Origin of the sequence: Halorubrum sp. Ib24 (assembly GCF_002252745.1) — an archaeon.
Taxonomy (GTDB): Archaea; Halobacteriota; Halobacteria; order Halobacteriales; family Haloferacaceae; genus Halorubrum.
Map to the genome: position 1 here is coordinate 95,953 of NZ_NHOX01000006.1, position 13,903 is coordinate 109,855.

Sequence of the window (13,903 nt, forward strand, 5' to 3'; positions counted from 1 at the left end):
CTCAATCCGCCGCCGTCGCCGCGTTCCCGGCCGACTCGGACGGTGCGTTCAGATAGAGATAGATCAACGTGAGGATCAGGACGACTTGGACCGCCTTGTCGACGTAGTCGATCGCCCCATATTCCGACTTGGCCACGATCCAGAGGGGGAACTGCACGGCGGTGTACGGAATCCCGATGAGATAGAGCAGGCGACGCCGATAGTCGAGCGAAAACAGCGCAATCGAACCGGCGTAGCCGACCCCCACAAGCGCCACCGGTGCCCGCCCTTCGACGACGCCAGCGTACACGTGAAGAACGCCAGTGATGGCGGCCAACGCGATTGCAACCCACTGGAGCCGAGTGAGCGATCCGCTCCTCCCTACCGAGCTATTTTGCATATCTTTCACAATACTACTCTGTCGGGCCTTTAGATAAGGACTGTTATTATCCGACCCCGGGCTCCGTCATACGACGCTCCGTACTCGTCTCCCGCGGACGGCCTTCGATGGCCCGCGGACAGCCCTTGATGACTTACAGACGGCCCTCGATGAGCTCGGAGGCGGTTTCGACGAGCCGGACACCGGAACCGCGATAACGCGTCCCTGCGGGCGGGCCCCCTCGCCGCCGCGGCTCACGTCGACCGCGCATCGCGGCGACACGCATTAGCGCCCCGGACCCCTACCCGGCGTATGGCCTCGGAGTCGTGCGACGTCTGCGAGCGGTCCGTCAGGATCGCCGGCGGGATCGGCGACCTGTGGAACTTCGCGTTCGAGTCGACGCAGGGGATGACCCTCGAACTGACGGACGGCGCCGAGTTCTTCCTCTGTTTCGACTGCATGGAGTCGCTCCCGGACGACCACGAACCCACCGAGGGGGACGTCGTCGACCTCCGCGAGCGGACCGACCCCGTCGAGGAGGACGGGAACGACTTCTGGCACTGGCGCGGAGGCTCCGCCGCCGGCGACCGGTCCGAACTCACTTCCGCGGCGTGCCGAACGCCCCCAGCGAGCCCTGCTCGAACGGGGCCTTCGAGAGCAGGGAGACGATGTCGCCGGCTCGGAAGGTAGTCTGCCCCTTCGGCGTGAGCATGTCGCCCTCGCGTTCGATGCCGACGACGTGCGTGTCGGGGGAGAGATGTCCCTCGTCGACCGCTTGCTCGATGGTTTTGCCCGCGATTTCGGCGTCCTCCGAGACGGAGAACTCGGCGACTTCGGCGTCGCCCGCGAGGCTCATGAAGTCGGTCAGCGACGGCCCTTTCGAGACGGTCTCGGGACCGAACGGATCGTACGGTCTGTGGTACTCCCCCTGCATCACGCTCTCGTCTTCGATCCGTAGCCCGAGGTCGGAGAGCTCCCCGGCGACGTGGTTGATGTCGTCCGTGTCGGCGCCGACGACGGTCACGAGGAGGTTGCCCGAACCGGACATCAGCTCTTGGACGGTGACGACTCCCGAGACGTCCAACGCCGACTGGGCGACCTGCGTCCGGTCCGGAATCGGCGCCGTGCACCTGAACAGGTAGGTGATGTACCCGTCGATCGACTTGTAGTCGATGTCGGCCAGGTAGCTTCGGAGAATTCCCCGGTCCTCGAGTTGGTCGATCCGGTTCCGGATCGTCGCCGGCGTCACCCCCATCTCCTCGGCGATGTCCGACGTCGCCGTGTTCCGCGCGTTCACCGCGAAGTAGTAGAGGACGCGCTTGTCTATCTCATCGAGGCGGTGTCCCATACTCGAACTACTGCCAGACGGCACAAAGAATTTCGCACGACGACGAGTTCGCCGGCCCGCACCCTCACCGGTGCCGGTCCGTCGACTCGGGCTCGGATCGCCTTTCGGCACTCAGTACGAGACGCGTCCGATCGCCGGCACGAGACGCGTCCGATCGCCGGCACGAGACGCGTCCGATCGCCGGCATCAGAGGCATCCGATCGCCGGCACGTGACGCGTCTGACCTCCGATCGACGCCCTCGTTTTGAGCGGATCATAAGGACCATACCGTCTCGCGACCCGGTACCATTCGACAGGTGGATCCCGTGACGAAGAAACGCGAATACCGAGACGACTACGACGACAAGACGCTGTACATCCCCGGGCCGACGGAGGTCCGCGACGACGTCATCGAGGCGATGACGGAGTCGACGTTCGGGCACCGGATGGGCCGGATGACCGACCTGTACACGACCATCGTCGAGGACACGAAGGAGTTCCTCGGCACCGACAACGACGTGATCATCCTCACCGCCTCCGGGACGGAGTTCTGGGAGGCGTCGACGCTGGACCTCGTCGACGAGCGCGTCCTGGTGCCGACCTGCGGGAGCTTCAGCGAGCGCTACGCCAACGTCGCCGAGCGGCTCGGCAAGGACGTCACCCGGCTGGAGTACGAGTGGGGCGACGCGGTCAAGCCCGAGGACGTTCGCGACGCCCTCGAAGCCAGCGACGAGGGGTACGACATGGTCGCGGGCGTGATGAACGAGTCGTCGACCGGCGTCCGCAACCCCATCGAGGAGATGGGCGACGTCATCGGCGAGTACCCGGACACCTACTTCGCCGTCGACGCCGTCTCGTCGCTCGGCGGCGACTACGTCGACATCGAGGAGCACGACATCGACGTCATCTTCGCGTCCACCCAGAAGGCGTTCGCGATGCCGCCGGGGCTCGCGGTCTGCGTCGTCAGCGACGACGCCTACGACCGCGAGGTCGAGAAGGGGGACTCCTCGTGGTACGGCGGCTTCCGGCGCGCCATCGACTACTACGACCGCAAGGGCCAGACCCACTCGACGCCCGCCATCCCGATCATGTTAGCGTACCGCAAGCAGATGAAGCGCATGCTCGGCGAGGGCCACCGCGCCCGCGACGAGCGCCACCGCGAGATGATGGCGTACGTCCACGACTGGGCCGACGAGCACTTCGCGATGTTCCCCGAGGCGGGGTACGAGTCGCAGACGGTCGCCTGCATCGAGAACACGCAAGGAATCGACGTCGCCGCGACGATCGAGGCGGTGAGCGAGGAGTACGACATGGCCTTCTCGAACGGGTACGGCGACATCGCCGAGGAGACGTTCCGCATCGGTCACATGGGCGAGCACACCGTCGAGAGCGTGACAGAACTCACCGACGCCATCGAAGACGTCGCGGACCTGTAGGCGGTCGCCTCGGTCTCTGCGTTACGGGGGTCACCCGTCCGCCCGCGGCTCGATCAAGTCGATCCGGTAGCGCCGCCCGCCGGCCGCCGTCTCCTCGACCGCGACGACGACGACCGAGTCGTCGCCGACGTCGACGATGTCGCCCGTCGAGAGTGGGCCGTCCGGTCCTGACTCGCCGCGCCGCCGACGGTTCCGGCGCTCCCGCTCGCCCGCCTCGCCCTCGCTCTCGCCGTCCACGGCCTCCGGCGAGACGCCGATAACGGCGCGCTCGGCGTCGATAGCGCGGTTCCAGAGCGCGTCCGACGGCGGCTGCGGTTCCAGCAGCGCCGCGAGCTCCTCCCGTCCGAGTCGCTTCATACGACCCGACTCACAGCCAGAGCAGTTGTGCGTGTCGGGTCTCTCCGACCTCCAGCACCGTCTCCTCGTCGACGAGTCCGGCCTCGACCGCGACGCCGACGGCCTCGCTCCCGACGATGTTCGCGACCTGCGCGCGGCCGAGCCCGGCGACGACCTCCTCGGCGCTCGCCTCGACGGCGTCGTCGCCCCCGTAGAACTCCTCGGTGACGGCGAGGGTCACGTCGCCGTCCGCGTACGTCTCGCCGAGGCAGTCCGCGTCGCAGACGGAGACGAGCGTCCCCTCCGCGGTCTCGCGCTCGCGGAGGAGCATCTCGGAGCCCGCGTCGCCCATCTCAGAAGCCCTCGGGCCCCTCGCCCTTGGAGCTCCGTGCGGGGCCTCGGTCGGTCTCGCCGCGCTCCCGTTTGACGCCGCGGCCGCTCGCCGCCGCCTGCCGCCGACCGCCCCGCCGCCCCGCCCGCGCGACCGTCCGTCGGGCGGCCTGTCCGGTCTGTTCCTCGACCATCTGCCCTTCCGCCTCGCGGCGGATCTCGTCGGCGCGCTCGGCGACCTCCTCGGCCTGTTCGTGTTCGCCGGCCTCTTCGAGGGCGCGCGCCTTCTCCTCGAGGACGCCCGCGCTCCGGTAGCCGAGGCGGATCGCGTTGTCGAAACAGGTGACGGCGTCCTCGGCGAGCCCGCGCTCGACCAGCATGAAGCCGCGGTTGTACCACGCCTCGGCGAAGCGCGGGTCGGTCTCGACGGCGCGCTCGGCGTGTTCGAGCGCCTGCTCGCTGCGGCCGAACTCCCAGAGCGCGTACGCGAGGTTGGTCTCGGCGGTCGCGGCGTGCTCCGACGAGTCGTCGATCCGCAGCGCCTCCTCGTAGGCGCCGATCGCCTCGTCGTACTCCTCCAGTTCGGCGTGGGCCGCGCCCTTGTTCACCCACGCCTCCTGGGCCTCCAGCGAGTCCTCCTCGGCGAAGTGGGCGGCGCGCTCGAACGTCTCCGTCGCCTCCTCGAAGCGGTTGATCCCCATGTACGAGAGGCCGACGTCCATGAGTCGCTCGACGTCGATGGCGTCGCTCTCGACGTTTCGCCTGTCGAGGATGTCGGTGAGGACGCGGGAGTCGACGGGGTCGACCGTGTTCGGGTCGGCGTCGATCTCCTCGGGGTCGAGGGTGAACTCCTCGTAGTCGGCGTCGACGCCCTGCCCCGCGGAGAACTCGTGGCGGTCGTCGTCGCGTTCGTCGGTCATATGCCGCAGTTTGACGGTCACGACGCGTAAGGGTTGCGTCGCCGACCGAACGGCTACGTAGTCGGCGTCGACGACGCGGTGGGCCCTCTAGATGCCGCAGTCGGTTATTTATAAATAAGTGACCAGTCCGCGGCGAACAATTTCAAAGCCTCAGCCGCTCGGCTGTATATCGTCTCTGAGGCGGCGAACAACTCCAAAGCCCCAGCCGGGAGGCGGGCGCACCTCGGTGCGCTCCTCACTCGGTCGCTGTCGCTCCCTCGCTGGGGATGCTTTTCGTCGCCTGCGCCCGACCTCCCGGTGCCCCTTTGGGTCCCACCGGACCTCACCCTCCCCAGCTCGTCGGTCGCCCATCGCTTCGCTCCGGGCGACCAGACTCCCTCGCGGTGCACTCGGCCCGGTGGGCGCTCGTCGGCACGCGCCACCCGCTCGTTTATAAATTACGGTGACGCCTTCGCCCACTTATATATTGCGTCGCGCCGTCTTCGGCTTTCACTCGTCCGGGTCGTCGCCGGACCGTCCCACGGTTCCTCGCGGCCCTCCCGTCGCGGAGCGAATCCTGCCCCGGTGCCGGTCGCTTATGTTGCGTACGTCGAAGAATGTGGTAATGAACGAGACTCTCGCGCAGACCGGCCGCTCTCCCGTCGGCGAGCCCGTCGTCCGGGCCACCCGAGTGAGGGGCGAGCGGGCCGCGGAGGCGGTCGGCTTCGACCGCGACCCCGGACGCGTGGCCGAGGCGGCCGAGACGGTGGCCCGCTTCGGCGGCCGGCGGACGGTCGGCGACGAGGACAAGTCCTGGATGCTGCGTGGGGGCGGCCGCGTTGCGCGGGCGCTCTCCGCGGCGTCGGCTCGTACAAGCGGCGGCCGAGCGCGCGGGGGCGACGGCGTCTCCGTGGCGTTCATCCGGAAGTGGGCCCGCGTCCACGACCTCCCGCAGGCGATCCGCCGCCAGGTCGCCGGCGGTCGGATAGCCCCGAGCGCGGCCAAACACGTCGCGCGCCTGGGCGGCACCGACCGCTACCTCCTCGCGTGGGCGACCATCGACGGCGGGCTCACGGTCCGCGAGGTGCGCTCGATCGCCTCCGCCGTCAACGACGGGTCCGACGTCGAGGCCGCGGTCCGCGAGGCCGGGTTCGAACTCGGCTCTCTCGGCGTCCGCTTGCCCCTCGACACGTACGTGGATCTCCGGCGCCGCGCCTCGAACCGCAACCTCGAACCCGGGGCGCTCGTCGCCGAAGCGCTCGACGGCTACTTCGCCGGCGCGTCCGAGTAGCCTTCCGCGAACCGGCCGACGGCGGCCGCGATCGCTTCCCGCCCGCGCTCGACCTCCTCCCACGCGATCGTCTCGTCCGGGTAGTGCGCCTCCGCGACCGTCCCCGGCCCCAGCAACACGGTCGGGATCCCCGCCGCGACGTAGTGTCTGGAGTCGGCGCCGTACGTCGCGCCGGTCGGCTCGGGGTCCGGGAGGCCGGCGTCGACGAACCCCGCCCGTGCGGCCTCGACGACCGGCTCGTCGACGGCGACCTCGCTCGCCTCGAACTGCACCGAGAACCGCTCGAACGTCGGCGGACGCTCGCGCAGCCACGGGTCCTCGGCGACGACCTCGTCCAACCGCGCGCGGAACGCCGCCTCCACCTCGTCGACCGTCTCGCCCGGCGCGACCCCGATCCGGAACTCGGCGGCGAGCGTCGCCGGCACCGTCGACGCCCACGACCCGGCCTCGACCCGCCCGCAGACCACCGGCCACGGCACCGGGAACTCCGCGTACAGGGGGTGGGTCACCGACTCGCCGCGCTCCGTTTCGAGGTCCATGAACGCCTCCCGGATCGCCTCGAACCGCGGGAGGACGTCCTCGCCGCGCCAGCGCGTGGCCGCGTGCGCGCTCCGGCCGCTCAGCTCCAGCCGCGCCATCAGCGACCCCTCGGTGGCGATCACGGGGCGCAGCTCGGTCGGCTCCGCGACGATCGCCGCGTCGCGCTCGAAGGGGTACGGGTTCGCGAGCGCCGCGGTCGCCGCGCCGTACCCGCCGTCCTCCTCGCCCGCGACCGCCTCGACGACGACGCGGAGCCCGCTCTCCGGGAGGTCGACTTCTCCGGCCGCGACCGACTCCCGGACGTCGAGCGCCGCGCCCACACAGGCCGCGACCCCCGATTTCATGTCCGCCGCGCCGCGAGCGGTGAGGGTCTCGTCGCCGCCGTCGCCGCCGTCGGCACCACCTCCATCACCGCCACCGCCCCACTCCGGTTCGAAGGGGTCGCTCGACCACTCCGCGGGCTCGGCCGGGACCACGTCGATGTGGCCGTTCAGCACGACCGTGGGGGTGGGATCGCCGTCGACGCCATTCTCGCTCGCCCCGCCGAGTTCGAGCACGCCCCCGACGCTCCGGCGTCCCGTCACGTCCGCCTCGTCGAGGTCGTCCGGGAAGGAGGGGTGCCCCGCGAGGAGGTCGGCGTCGGCGTCCCACGCGTACGTCTCGAAGCCGAGGTCGCCGAGCCGCTCCTCGACGAAGTCGGCCGCGGCCGCCTCCTCGCCGGCGGTGGAGGCGAACCCACAGAGGTCGGCGGCGAACCCGCGCATGTCGAAGTCCATGTTCGCGGCGACGGCGGCGCCCGTGAAACCGTTTCGGATCCGGCGGACGACGGCGTTTCGGCGGGCCCGCCGCGGGTGGTTTCTAAACGTTTATCCGTGGTCTGTCCCTACCGATCCGTGTCTGGGCCGGTAGCTCAGTTAGGGAGAGCGTCCGGCTTTTAACCGGACGGTCGGGGGTTCGAATCCCTCCCGGCCCGTGCTTCTCGCGGCGAGCACTTCGCGAGCCGCGAGGCCGTCGACGAGGGAGGGTTCGAACCAGGGAGCACGCAGCGCCGAGCAGAGCGAGACGACCGTGCGAGTGGGGTTCGAATCCCTCCCGGCCCGCTGTACCGCCGCGAGCAATATGGCGAGCGACGGCGCCGCTCGCTGGCGTCGAAAGGGAAAACAGAGCGTGTGTCGGTATCGTCGGCGTTACCCGGTTCAGTACCCGAGCCGCTCGCGCACGAGGACGACCGTCGTCCGGTCCTCCTCGGGCTCCTGCCGGTAGATGAGCTGTTTCGCGATCGACGACTCGACGCCGTACGCCTCCTGCGCGCGCTCGTTCTCCAGCGGGTACGCGACCGACTCCAGCCGGTCGAGGGCGTCGTCGAGCGCGGGGACGATCTTGTTCGCGCCGCTGACGATGACGACGTTGCCGGCGGCGAACGGGTACGCGCCGATCCGGCTGCCGGAGAGGTCGGCGGCGACGAGTTCGCCCGTCTCCGCGATCGCGTTGATCCCGCCGAGGAAGTAGTCCGCGGTCTGGGCCGTCCGGCGCGCGGCCTGTCGTTCGGCGTCGTCGTCGATGCCCCGGATTTCGTCCGGGAGGCTCTCCCAGTCGTGATCGCCGTCGCTCAGGAGCTCGTCGAAGCCGATCTCCTCCAGCGTCGTCGAGTGACCGTTCATCACCGACGCGCCCGCGGGGATCCGCGCTTCGACCGCCTCCAGCGCCTCGTCCGCCGAGTCGACGACGACGACCTCGAACCCGTTGGCCTCGAGGTTCGCCACCGCCGCTTCGACGGTCTCGTCGTCGGGGAGTCGGTCGAGCGCGTCGTCGATCGCCGTGTCGTCTGCGTAGTCGGCTTTCTGTTGTGGCATGGTGAAGTGAACGCGAATCGGGACCGCGGTGCGCCGCTCCGTGGCCGAGTCCACGTCGAGAGCGGCCGGGTCCGTCTCGTATTCCACCCGAGGCGCGGCCGACACTTAACGGCTCGCGAACCCTCGTGTCGGGGGGTGACACCGGTGTTATCGTCGTGTCGGTGGGGTGACCGCTCGGGGCGCTCGGCAGAGCGACTGCGCGGAGCGCTCGGCGGTGCGACCGGCCGACGCCGCGAACGGCGAGCTACCGGCTCGGCGCTCGGTCGTCTCGATAAAAAACGCGCGTCGTCGAGGCCCGCGAGGGCGCGCGACGGTCGGTCGGGGGGCGATACGGCGTCGGCGTCAGGTCGGAACGGATGGGGCGCGTGAGTTCTCGCCGAACTTCACACCTCGCGGGTCGCGTGCGCTTACGGGGCGACGCGCCCCGTTCGCTTCGAGGTCTCCCTGCGGTCGACCTCGCTCGCTCCCCGCTCGGTATCGAGGTTCTTTCAGAACCTCGCTTACATCGCGCCGCCCATGCCGCCCATGCCGCCCATGCCGCCCCCCATGCCGCCGGGCGCGCCGCCGGGGCCGCCCTCGTCGCCGCCGTCGTCGGTGCCGCCGCCCTTGAGGTCGCCGGCCGCGATGACGTCGTCGATGCGCAGGATCATGACGGCCGCCTCGGTGGCGGACTCGATGGCCTGGGTCTTGACGCGGAGCGGCTCCACGACGCCCTCGGCCTCCATGTCGATCACGTCGCCCGTGTAGGCGTCGAGACCGGCGCCGAACTCGCCGGCGTCGTGCCGGGAGCGGAGGTCGACGAGCGAGTCGATGGGGTCGAGACCAGCGTTCTCGGCGAGCGTGCGCGGGACGACTTCCAGCGCGTCGGCGAACGCCTCGACGGCGAGCTGCTCGCGGCCGCCGACGGAGTCGGCGAAGTCGCGGAGCTGCAGCGCGAGCTCGGCCTCGGGGGCGCCGCCGCCGGGCAGGACCTGCCCGTCGAGCAGCGTCGTGCGGACGACGCCGAGCGAGTCCTCGATGGCGCGCTCGACCTCGTCGACGACGTGTTCGGTGCCGCCGCGGAGGATGAGCGTGACGGACTTCGCCTCTTCGACGTCCTCGACGAAGATGCGCTCGTCGCCGCCGATGTCCTTCTGGGCGACGGAGCCGGCGAAGCCGAGGTCGTCCGACTCGATGTCCTCGAGGTTGGAGACGACGCGGCCGCCGGTCGCGCGGGCGAGGCGATTCAGGTCGCCGGACTTCGCGCGGCGGACGGCGAGGATGCCCTCCTGCGCGAGGTAGTGTTGGGCCATGTCGTCGATGCCGTCACCGACGAAGACGACGTCGGCGCCGATGTCGACGAAGTGGTCGACCATCTCGCGGAGCTGCTCTTCCTCCTGGTCGAGGAACTGCTGGAGCTGGTCGGGGTCGGTGACGTTGACCTCGGCGTCGATCTCCGTCTCCTTCACTTCGATGGCGCCGTCGAACAGCGCCACGTCCGCGTCCTCGACGGCGAAGGGCATGTTCTCGTCGACGCGCTCCTTGTCGACGATGACGCCCTCGACGAGCTCGGACTGGTCGATCGAGCTGCCGACGACCTTCTCGACGGAGACGTTCTCCGTGTCGATGCCGTCGTCGTCCTTGACCGCGAGGACGGAGTCGACGACGAGCTCGGCGAGGAGGTCCTTGGAGTTCTCCGCGCCCTTGCCCGTCATCGCCGTCTCGGCGATCTCGACGAGCGTGTCGTAGTCGTCCTCGGAGACTTCGATGGCGTCCTCCTCGAGGATCTCCTTGGCCTTCTCGGCGGCCTGACGGTACCCCTGCGCGAGGGTCGTCGCGTGGATGTCCTGGTCGAGCAGCTCCTCGGCCTGATCGAGGAGCTCACCGGCGACCACGACCGCGGAGGTGGTGCCGTCGCCGACCTCCTCCTCCTGCGTCTCGGAGACCTCGACGATCATGTTGGCCGCCGGGTGGTCGATGTCCATCTCCTTCAGGATGGTGACGCCGTCGTTCGTGACGACGACGGACCCGCCGGAGTCGACGAGCATCTTGTCCATCCCTTTCGGGCCGAGCGTGGTGCGGACGGACTCCGCGACCGCCTTGCCGGCCGTGATATTCATGTTCTGCGCGTCCTTTCCGGAAGTTCGCTGCGACTCCTCAGAAAGTACGATCATGGGCTGATTGCCCATCCGCTGGCGCTGTGACATTACAACCTTTGATTGTTTGTGATTCTATATAAACCCTTCGTTCAGGTCGTGCGAAACCGCAACACGGTGGGCGGTATTCCTCCGGCATGTGGCTCGTTATCACGGGTGTTTATATAGAACGACAGATCGAGCGTCGGGGCGCGATCGTGTATACACGGACTGCGGTGGCGCGTTCCGGTGAGCGGCCTGTCGGGCCGCGACCCGTCGGTGCGAGGGAGGCGGGGGCTTTGGCGGCGGTCGCTGCTGACGCAGAAACAGTCTCCGATAAGCGAACGACTGAGCCGACAACGCCGGGGCTAACTCACAGTTATTGCGGCGCGTTGAAGCTCACGTCGTCGTCGAGCTCGTTCGACATCCGCTCTAAGTACGAGTACACCGCGCCGTGCGGGGCCCCGTCCAACAGCATCCCGACCGCCCGGCGAACCACTTCCAGCTCCTCGGGCTGGCCGACGGCGCCCACGGTCGAGCCGTAGACGACGACGTTCGCGCCCGATAGCTCCTCCAGCAACTCGCGCGTGCGACCGTTCTCGCCGATGATCCGGCCCTTCTTGCGCTGGAGGTCGTTATCGTTGCGAGTGTGCTCGGAGAGGTCGATCAGGTCGAGCGTCCGGAGGTCGTGGTCGAGGATCGACAGCGCCGTCTCCGGCGTGAACCCCCGTCCGATCGCCTTGATCACGTCCGGCGCGACCATCGCGGCGACGGGGTCGTCGCGCTCCTCGATGGCGACGCTGCCCGACTCCGAGTCGACGTCCAGCCGCACGTTCGCCCGCTCTTCGATCTCCCGCATCGTCTCGCCGCCGGCGCCGATGACGACGCCGATACGGTCCTGCGGAACCGTCACGTGTTGCATACGTCGGAATACCCGGCGAAGCCTTTTAAGCGTGTCCGCCGGCTCCGGGTGTGCGGTCGCGTGACGGGGTCTTCGGCCGCTTGAGACCGATACCGTCGCGATTCACTCGCCCGACTCCCCGCTCGGGTCGGCCTCCGGTTCCGTCACGTACGACCGGAGGTCGTCGGGGTCGACGTCGATCCCCTGCCGGGTGAAGAACGTCGCCACGTTCTCGCAGTCCCGCTGGAGGAACTCGCCCGCGTTCGGGTGGTGGACGGTCACCGCCTGCCCGAGGTCGATGATCACCAGCTCGCCGTCGTGGATGATCATGTTGTACTCCGAGAGGTCGCCGTGGATCAGTCCGGCCCGGTAGAGCCGGCGCATGTATTCGCGGACGACCTCGTAGGCGGTCTCGGGGTTCTCCACGTCGACCTCGTTCAGCCGCCGGGCGCGGTCCTCGGCGTGGCCGACCAGCTCCATCACGAGGACGTTCCGCTGAACCGCGATCGGTTCGGGGACGCGCACGCCGGCCTTCCGCGCGCGCTCGAGGTTCGCGAACTCCTTGCGGGTCCACGCCAGCACGACCGCCTTCTTGTCGCTCGCGATCCCCTCGAACCGCGGGTCGCCCTCGAGGTAGTCGCGCATCTGCCGGAAGTTCGAGGAGTTGATCCGGTACACCTTCACGGCGACCTCGCGCTCCGGCGTGACGCCCTCCGGACCGCCGCCCGCGGCCGCGGAGCCGGGCTCCGGTCGCTCGCCCGCCTGCCCGCCGAGCGCCTCGAAGACGCTCGCCTCCTTCCCGGTCGACACCGGCCCGCCGAAGGCGTCGACGTAGCCGTCCTGCACGAGCTTGTAGATGGCCGCCAGCGTCGCGTCGTCGAACACCGACTCCTGGAGCTTGAACTGCTCGGTGTCCTTGATCCGCTTGCGGAACTCGTCGAACTCCCGGTCCTGTCGGAGGGCGATCCGGTCCGCCTCCGTGTCGGAGACGTCCAGCTGCTCCCACTCGTCGCCGGGCTGCTCGTCGGGCTCTAACAGGACGAACTCCTCGCTCATTCGCGTGGGAGTTCGGCGCCGCGAGGGATAAGCGAGGGGGTCCCGAGCCGCGAGCGCTCCGCCCGCCGACCGGTCACAGCACGTCGAGCGCGTCCTCGACCGGCATGTGACCGTCTCGGACCGCCGTCAGGATCTCGCGCCGCTCTTCGAGCTCGGGGTCGACCCCCTCGTCGCCGTCGTCGCCGCCCACCTCGCCGAGCGTCACCTTCTCCGTCTCGCCGACGAACTCGGGGAAGTCGGTGCCGTCGGCGAGCGCTTTCTCCTTCTTGACGCGATACGACCCGGCGTCGGTGGTGTACAGGTCGCCCGGGTGGAAGAAGTACCAGTCCTCGCGGTCGAACCGCACCGCGATCCGCGCCTTCGCGCCGAAGTTCCGCGCGAAGAACAGGAGCGCCTCCACCTCCTCGCCGGTGAGGTAGATGGGGTCGCCCGCGCTCGACTTCGCCTCGATGGCGTAGAACGTCTCGCCGTCGCCGGCGAGCACGTCGGGGAGCTCCCGCTCTGTCGCGGCGCCGCTGGCCGGCGCGCGCATCACGGCGAACCCGGCCTCGTCGAGGGCGTTCACCAGCTCGCGCTCGCGGCGGTCCCCCTTCCGGTTAGCGGACACGGTCGTCGTCACCCGGTTCGGTCATGGACGCCGTAGGCGCGAGGCGGTCAAAAGGGCGGCGGGTCGGCGCGGCCCGCACGATCCACCGCGCCGCCGCCGCTACCGCCGGAGCCGCTCCGCGTGCTCGACGACGACCCGGCCGAGCCGCTCGGTCCGCTCCCGGACGTCGTCGTCCGCGATCCCGGTCTCGTCGACGACGCCCGACGCGCCGCTGATCCCGACCTCGTGGGGGACGGTCCAGGCGTGGACGTTCCGGAACGTCGACCGGAGGTGTTCGAGCGTCCCGCCGTAGGAGCCCCCGCCGGCGGTCGCCAGCAGGCCGACGGCGGTGTCCTCGTACTCAGTCGAGCCGCAGAAGTCGTGGAAGTTCTTGAACGTCGAGGAGTAGGAGCCGCGGTAGACGGGGGTCCCGGCGAGCACGCCGTCGGCCTCGCGCACCCGCCGCGTCAGCGCCTCGCTGTCGCCCTGCGCGTCCTCGTCGGGGTGGTACAGCGGGAGGTCGACCGCGCCGACATCGATCGTGTCCGTCTCCGCGCCGACGTCGCTCGCGGCGTCGAGCGCGACCGACAGCGCGGCCCGCGTGGTGCTGTCCGCGCTCCGGCTGCCGGAGATCGCGACGATTCGTGTCACGGTCCCGCTTCGCGGGCCGAGCGCAAAAGCGCGGCGAGTGACGCCCGACGCCCCCGCAAGGTTCGCGACCGGCACCGGGCCTTATTGTCCCGGCCGCCGACTTGGCCCGCATGGACGAGATCTCCTTCGGCACGGACGGCTGGCGGGCGACGCTCGACACGTTCACCGACGAGCGCGTGCGGATCGTGGGGCAGGCGGTCGCCGACCGCCGAGCGCCGGTCGAGC

At 69.6% G+C, this 13,903-nt stretch carries 13 protein-coding genes, 1 tRNA gene and 2 pseudogenes; 4 read left to right on the forward strand and 12 right to left on the reverse strand.

Going from position 1 to position 13,903, the window contains the following annotated elements:
* Position 1 precedes the first annotated feature (1 nt).
* On the reverse strand, positions 2 to 316 hold the full coding sequence (locus DJ82_RS01255; RefSeq protein ID WP_241881359.1) for a hypothetical protein: 315 nt from the start codon (positions 314 to 316) through the stop codon (positions 2 to 4).
* A gap of 354 nt (positions 317 to 670) precedes the next feature.
* Here DJ82_RS01255 and DJ82_RS01260 point away from each other — a divergent pair.
* Positions 671 to 922 (forward strand): annotated as a pseudogene (locus DJ82_RS01260) (hypothetical protein); the annotation flags it as partial.
* Between the two features lie 34 nt (positions 923 to 956).
* Here the strand turns inward: DJ82_RS01260 and DJ82_RS01265 are convergent.
* Entirely contained in the window at positions 957 to 1,706 is a 750-nt protein-coding gene (locus DJ82_RS01265; protein WP_094525242.1) for a TrkA C-terminal domain-containing protein, read from the reverse strand.
* A 305-nt stretch (positions 1,707 to 2,011) separates the two neighbouring features.
* On the opposite strand from DJ82_RS01265, the gene DJ82_RS01270 reads away from it, so the two are divergent.
* A complete protein-coding gene (locus DJ82_RS01270) occupies positions 2,012 to 3,121 on the forward strand; it encodes an alanine--glyoxylate aminotransferase family protein (RefSeq protein WP_094580877.1) in 1,110 nt (369 codons plus the stop codon).
* Between the two features lie 30 nt (positions 3,122 to 3,151).
* Here the strand turns inward: DJ82_RS01270 and DJ82_RS01275 are convergent, their stop codons facing one another.
* The 3 genes from DJ82_RS01275 to DJ82_RS01285 are packed head-to-tail and all read right to left on the reverse strand — an operon-like array spanning position 3,152 to position 4,707.
* Positions 3,152 to 3,478, reverse strand: coding sequence for a hypothetical protein (locus DJ82_RS01275; RefSeq protein ID WP_094580868.1), 327 nt, complete (start codon positions 3,476 to 3,478; stop codon positions 3,152 to 3,154).
* Positions 3,479 to 3,488: 10 nt separating this feature from the next.
* Positions 3,489 to 3,788 (reverse strand): DUF424 domain-containing protein, encoded by a 300-nt coding sequence (locus DJ82_RS01280; RefSeq protein ID WP_094527584.1) that lies wholly within the window; start codon positions 3,786 to 3,788, stop codon positions 3,489 to 3,491.
* A 22-nt stretch (positions 3,789 to 3,810) separates the two neighbouring features.
* Positions 3,811 to 4,707 (reverse strand): tetratricopeptide repeat protein, encoded by an 897-nt coding sequence (locus DJ82_RS01285; protein ID WP_094580869.1) that lies wholly within the window; start codon positions 4,705 to 4,707, stop codon positions 3,811 to 3,813.
* A gap of 564 nt (positions 4,708 to 5,271) precedes the next feature.
* Between DJ82_RS01285 and DJ82_RS01290 the strand changes: the two are divergent.
* Positions 5,272 to 5,977, forward strand: a pseudogene (locus DJ82_RS01290) (hypothetical protein).
* On the opposite strand, the gene DJ82_RS01295 reads toward DJ82_RS01290, so the two are convergent.
* The gene (locus DJ82_RS01295) at positions 5,953 to 7,293 is read right to left on the reverse strand and encodes a M20/M25/M40 family metallo-hydrolase (RefSeq protein ID WP_094580871.1); all 1,341 of its coding nucleotides are present in this window, start codon (positions 7,291 to 7,293) and stop codon (positions 5,953 to 5,955) included. The pseudogene DJ82_RS01290 and the gene DJ82_RS01295 overlap by 25 nt on opposite strands.
* Positions 7,294 to 7,416: 123 nt before the next feature.
* On the opposite strand from DJ82_RS01295, the gene DJ82_RS01300 reads away from it, so the two are divergent.
* Positions 7,417 to 7,490: transfer RNA gene (locus DJ82_RS01300), tRNA-Lys, on the forward strand.
* Between the two features lie 223 nt (positions 7,491 to 7,713).
* Here the strand turns inward: DJ82_RS01300 and DJ82_RS01305 are convergent.
* From DJ82_RS01305 to DJ82_RS01330, 6 genes are all read right to left on the reverse strand, one after another.
* Positions 7,714 to 8,370 (reverse strand): lactate utilization protein, encoded by a 657-nt coding sequence (locus DJ82_RS01305; RefSeq protein WP_094580878.1) that lies wholly within the window; start codon positions 8,368 to 8,370, stop codon positions 7,714 to 7,716.
* A gap of 500 nt (positions 8,371 to 8,870) precedes the next feature.
* Positions 8,871 to 10,523 carry a thermosome subunit alpha gene (gene thsA, locus DJ82_RS01310; RefSeq protein WP_094522046.1) on the reverse strand — a complete coding sequence of 551 codons (1,653 nt, stop codon included), beginning with the start codon at positions 10,521 to 10,523 and terminating at the stop codon, positions 8,871 to 8,873.
* Between the two features lie 340 nt (positions 10,524 to 10,863).
* A complete protein-coding gene (locus tag DJ82_RS01315) occupies positions 10,864 to 11,406 on the reverse strand; it encodes a KH domain-containing protein (protein WP_049983967.1) in 543 nt (180 codons plus the stop codon).
* A gap of 102 nt (positions 11,407 to 11,508) precedes the next feature.
* Positions 11,509 to 12,441: a serine/threonine-protein kinase Rio1 gene (gene rio1 / locus DJ82_RS01320; protein ID WP_094522047.1), complete on the reverse strand. Its 933-nt coding sequence runs from the start codon at positions 12,439 to 12,441 to the stop codon at positions 11,509 to 11,511.
* Positions 12,442 to 12,514: 73 nt separating this feature from the next.
* Positions 12,515 to 13,060, reverse strand: a complete 546-nt coding sequence (gene hjc, locus DJ82_RS01325; RefSeq protein WP_094522048.1) for a Holliday junction resolvase Hjc — start codon at positions 13,058 to 13,060, stop codon at positions 12,515 to 12,517.
* Positions 13,061 to 13,147: 87 nt separating this feature from the next.
* On the reverse strand, positions 13,148 to 13,678 hold the full coding sequence (locus DJ82_RS01330) for an NADPH-dependent FMN reductase (protein ID WP_094580872.1): 531 nt from the start codon (positions 13,676 to 13,678) through the stop codon (positions 13,148 to 13,150).
* Positions 13,679 to 13,903 lie beyond the last annotated feature (225 nt).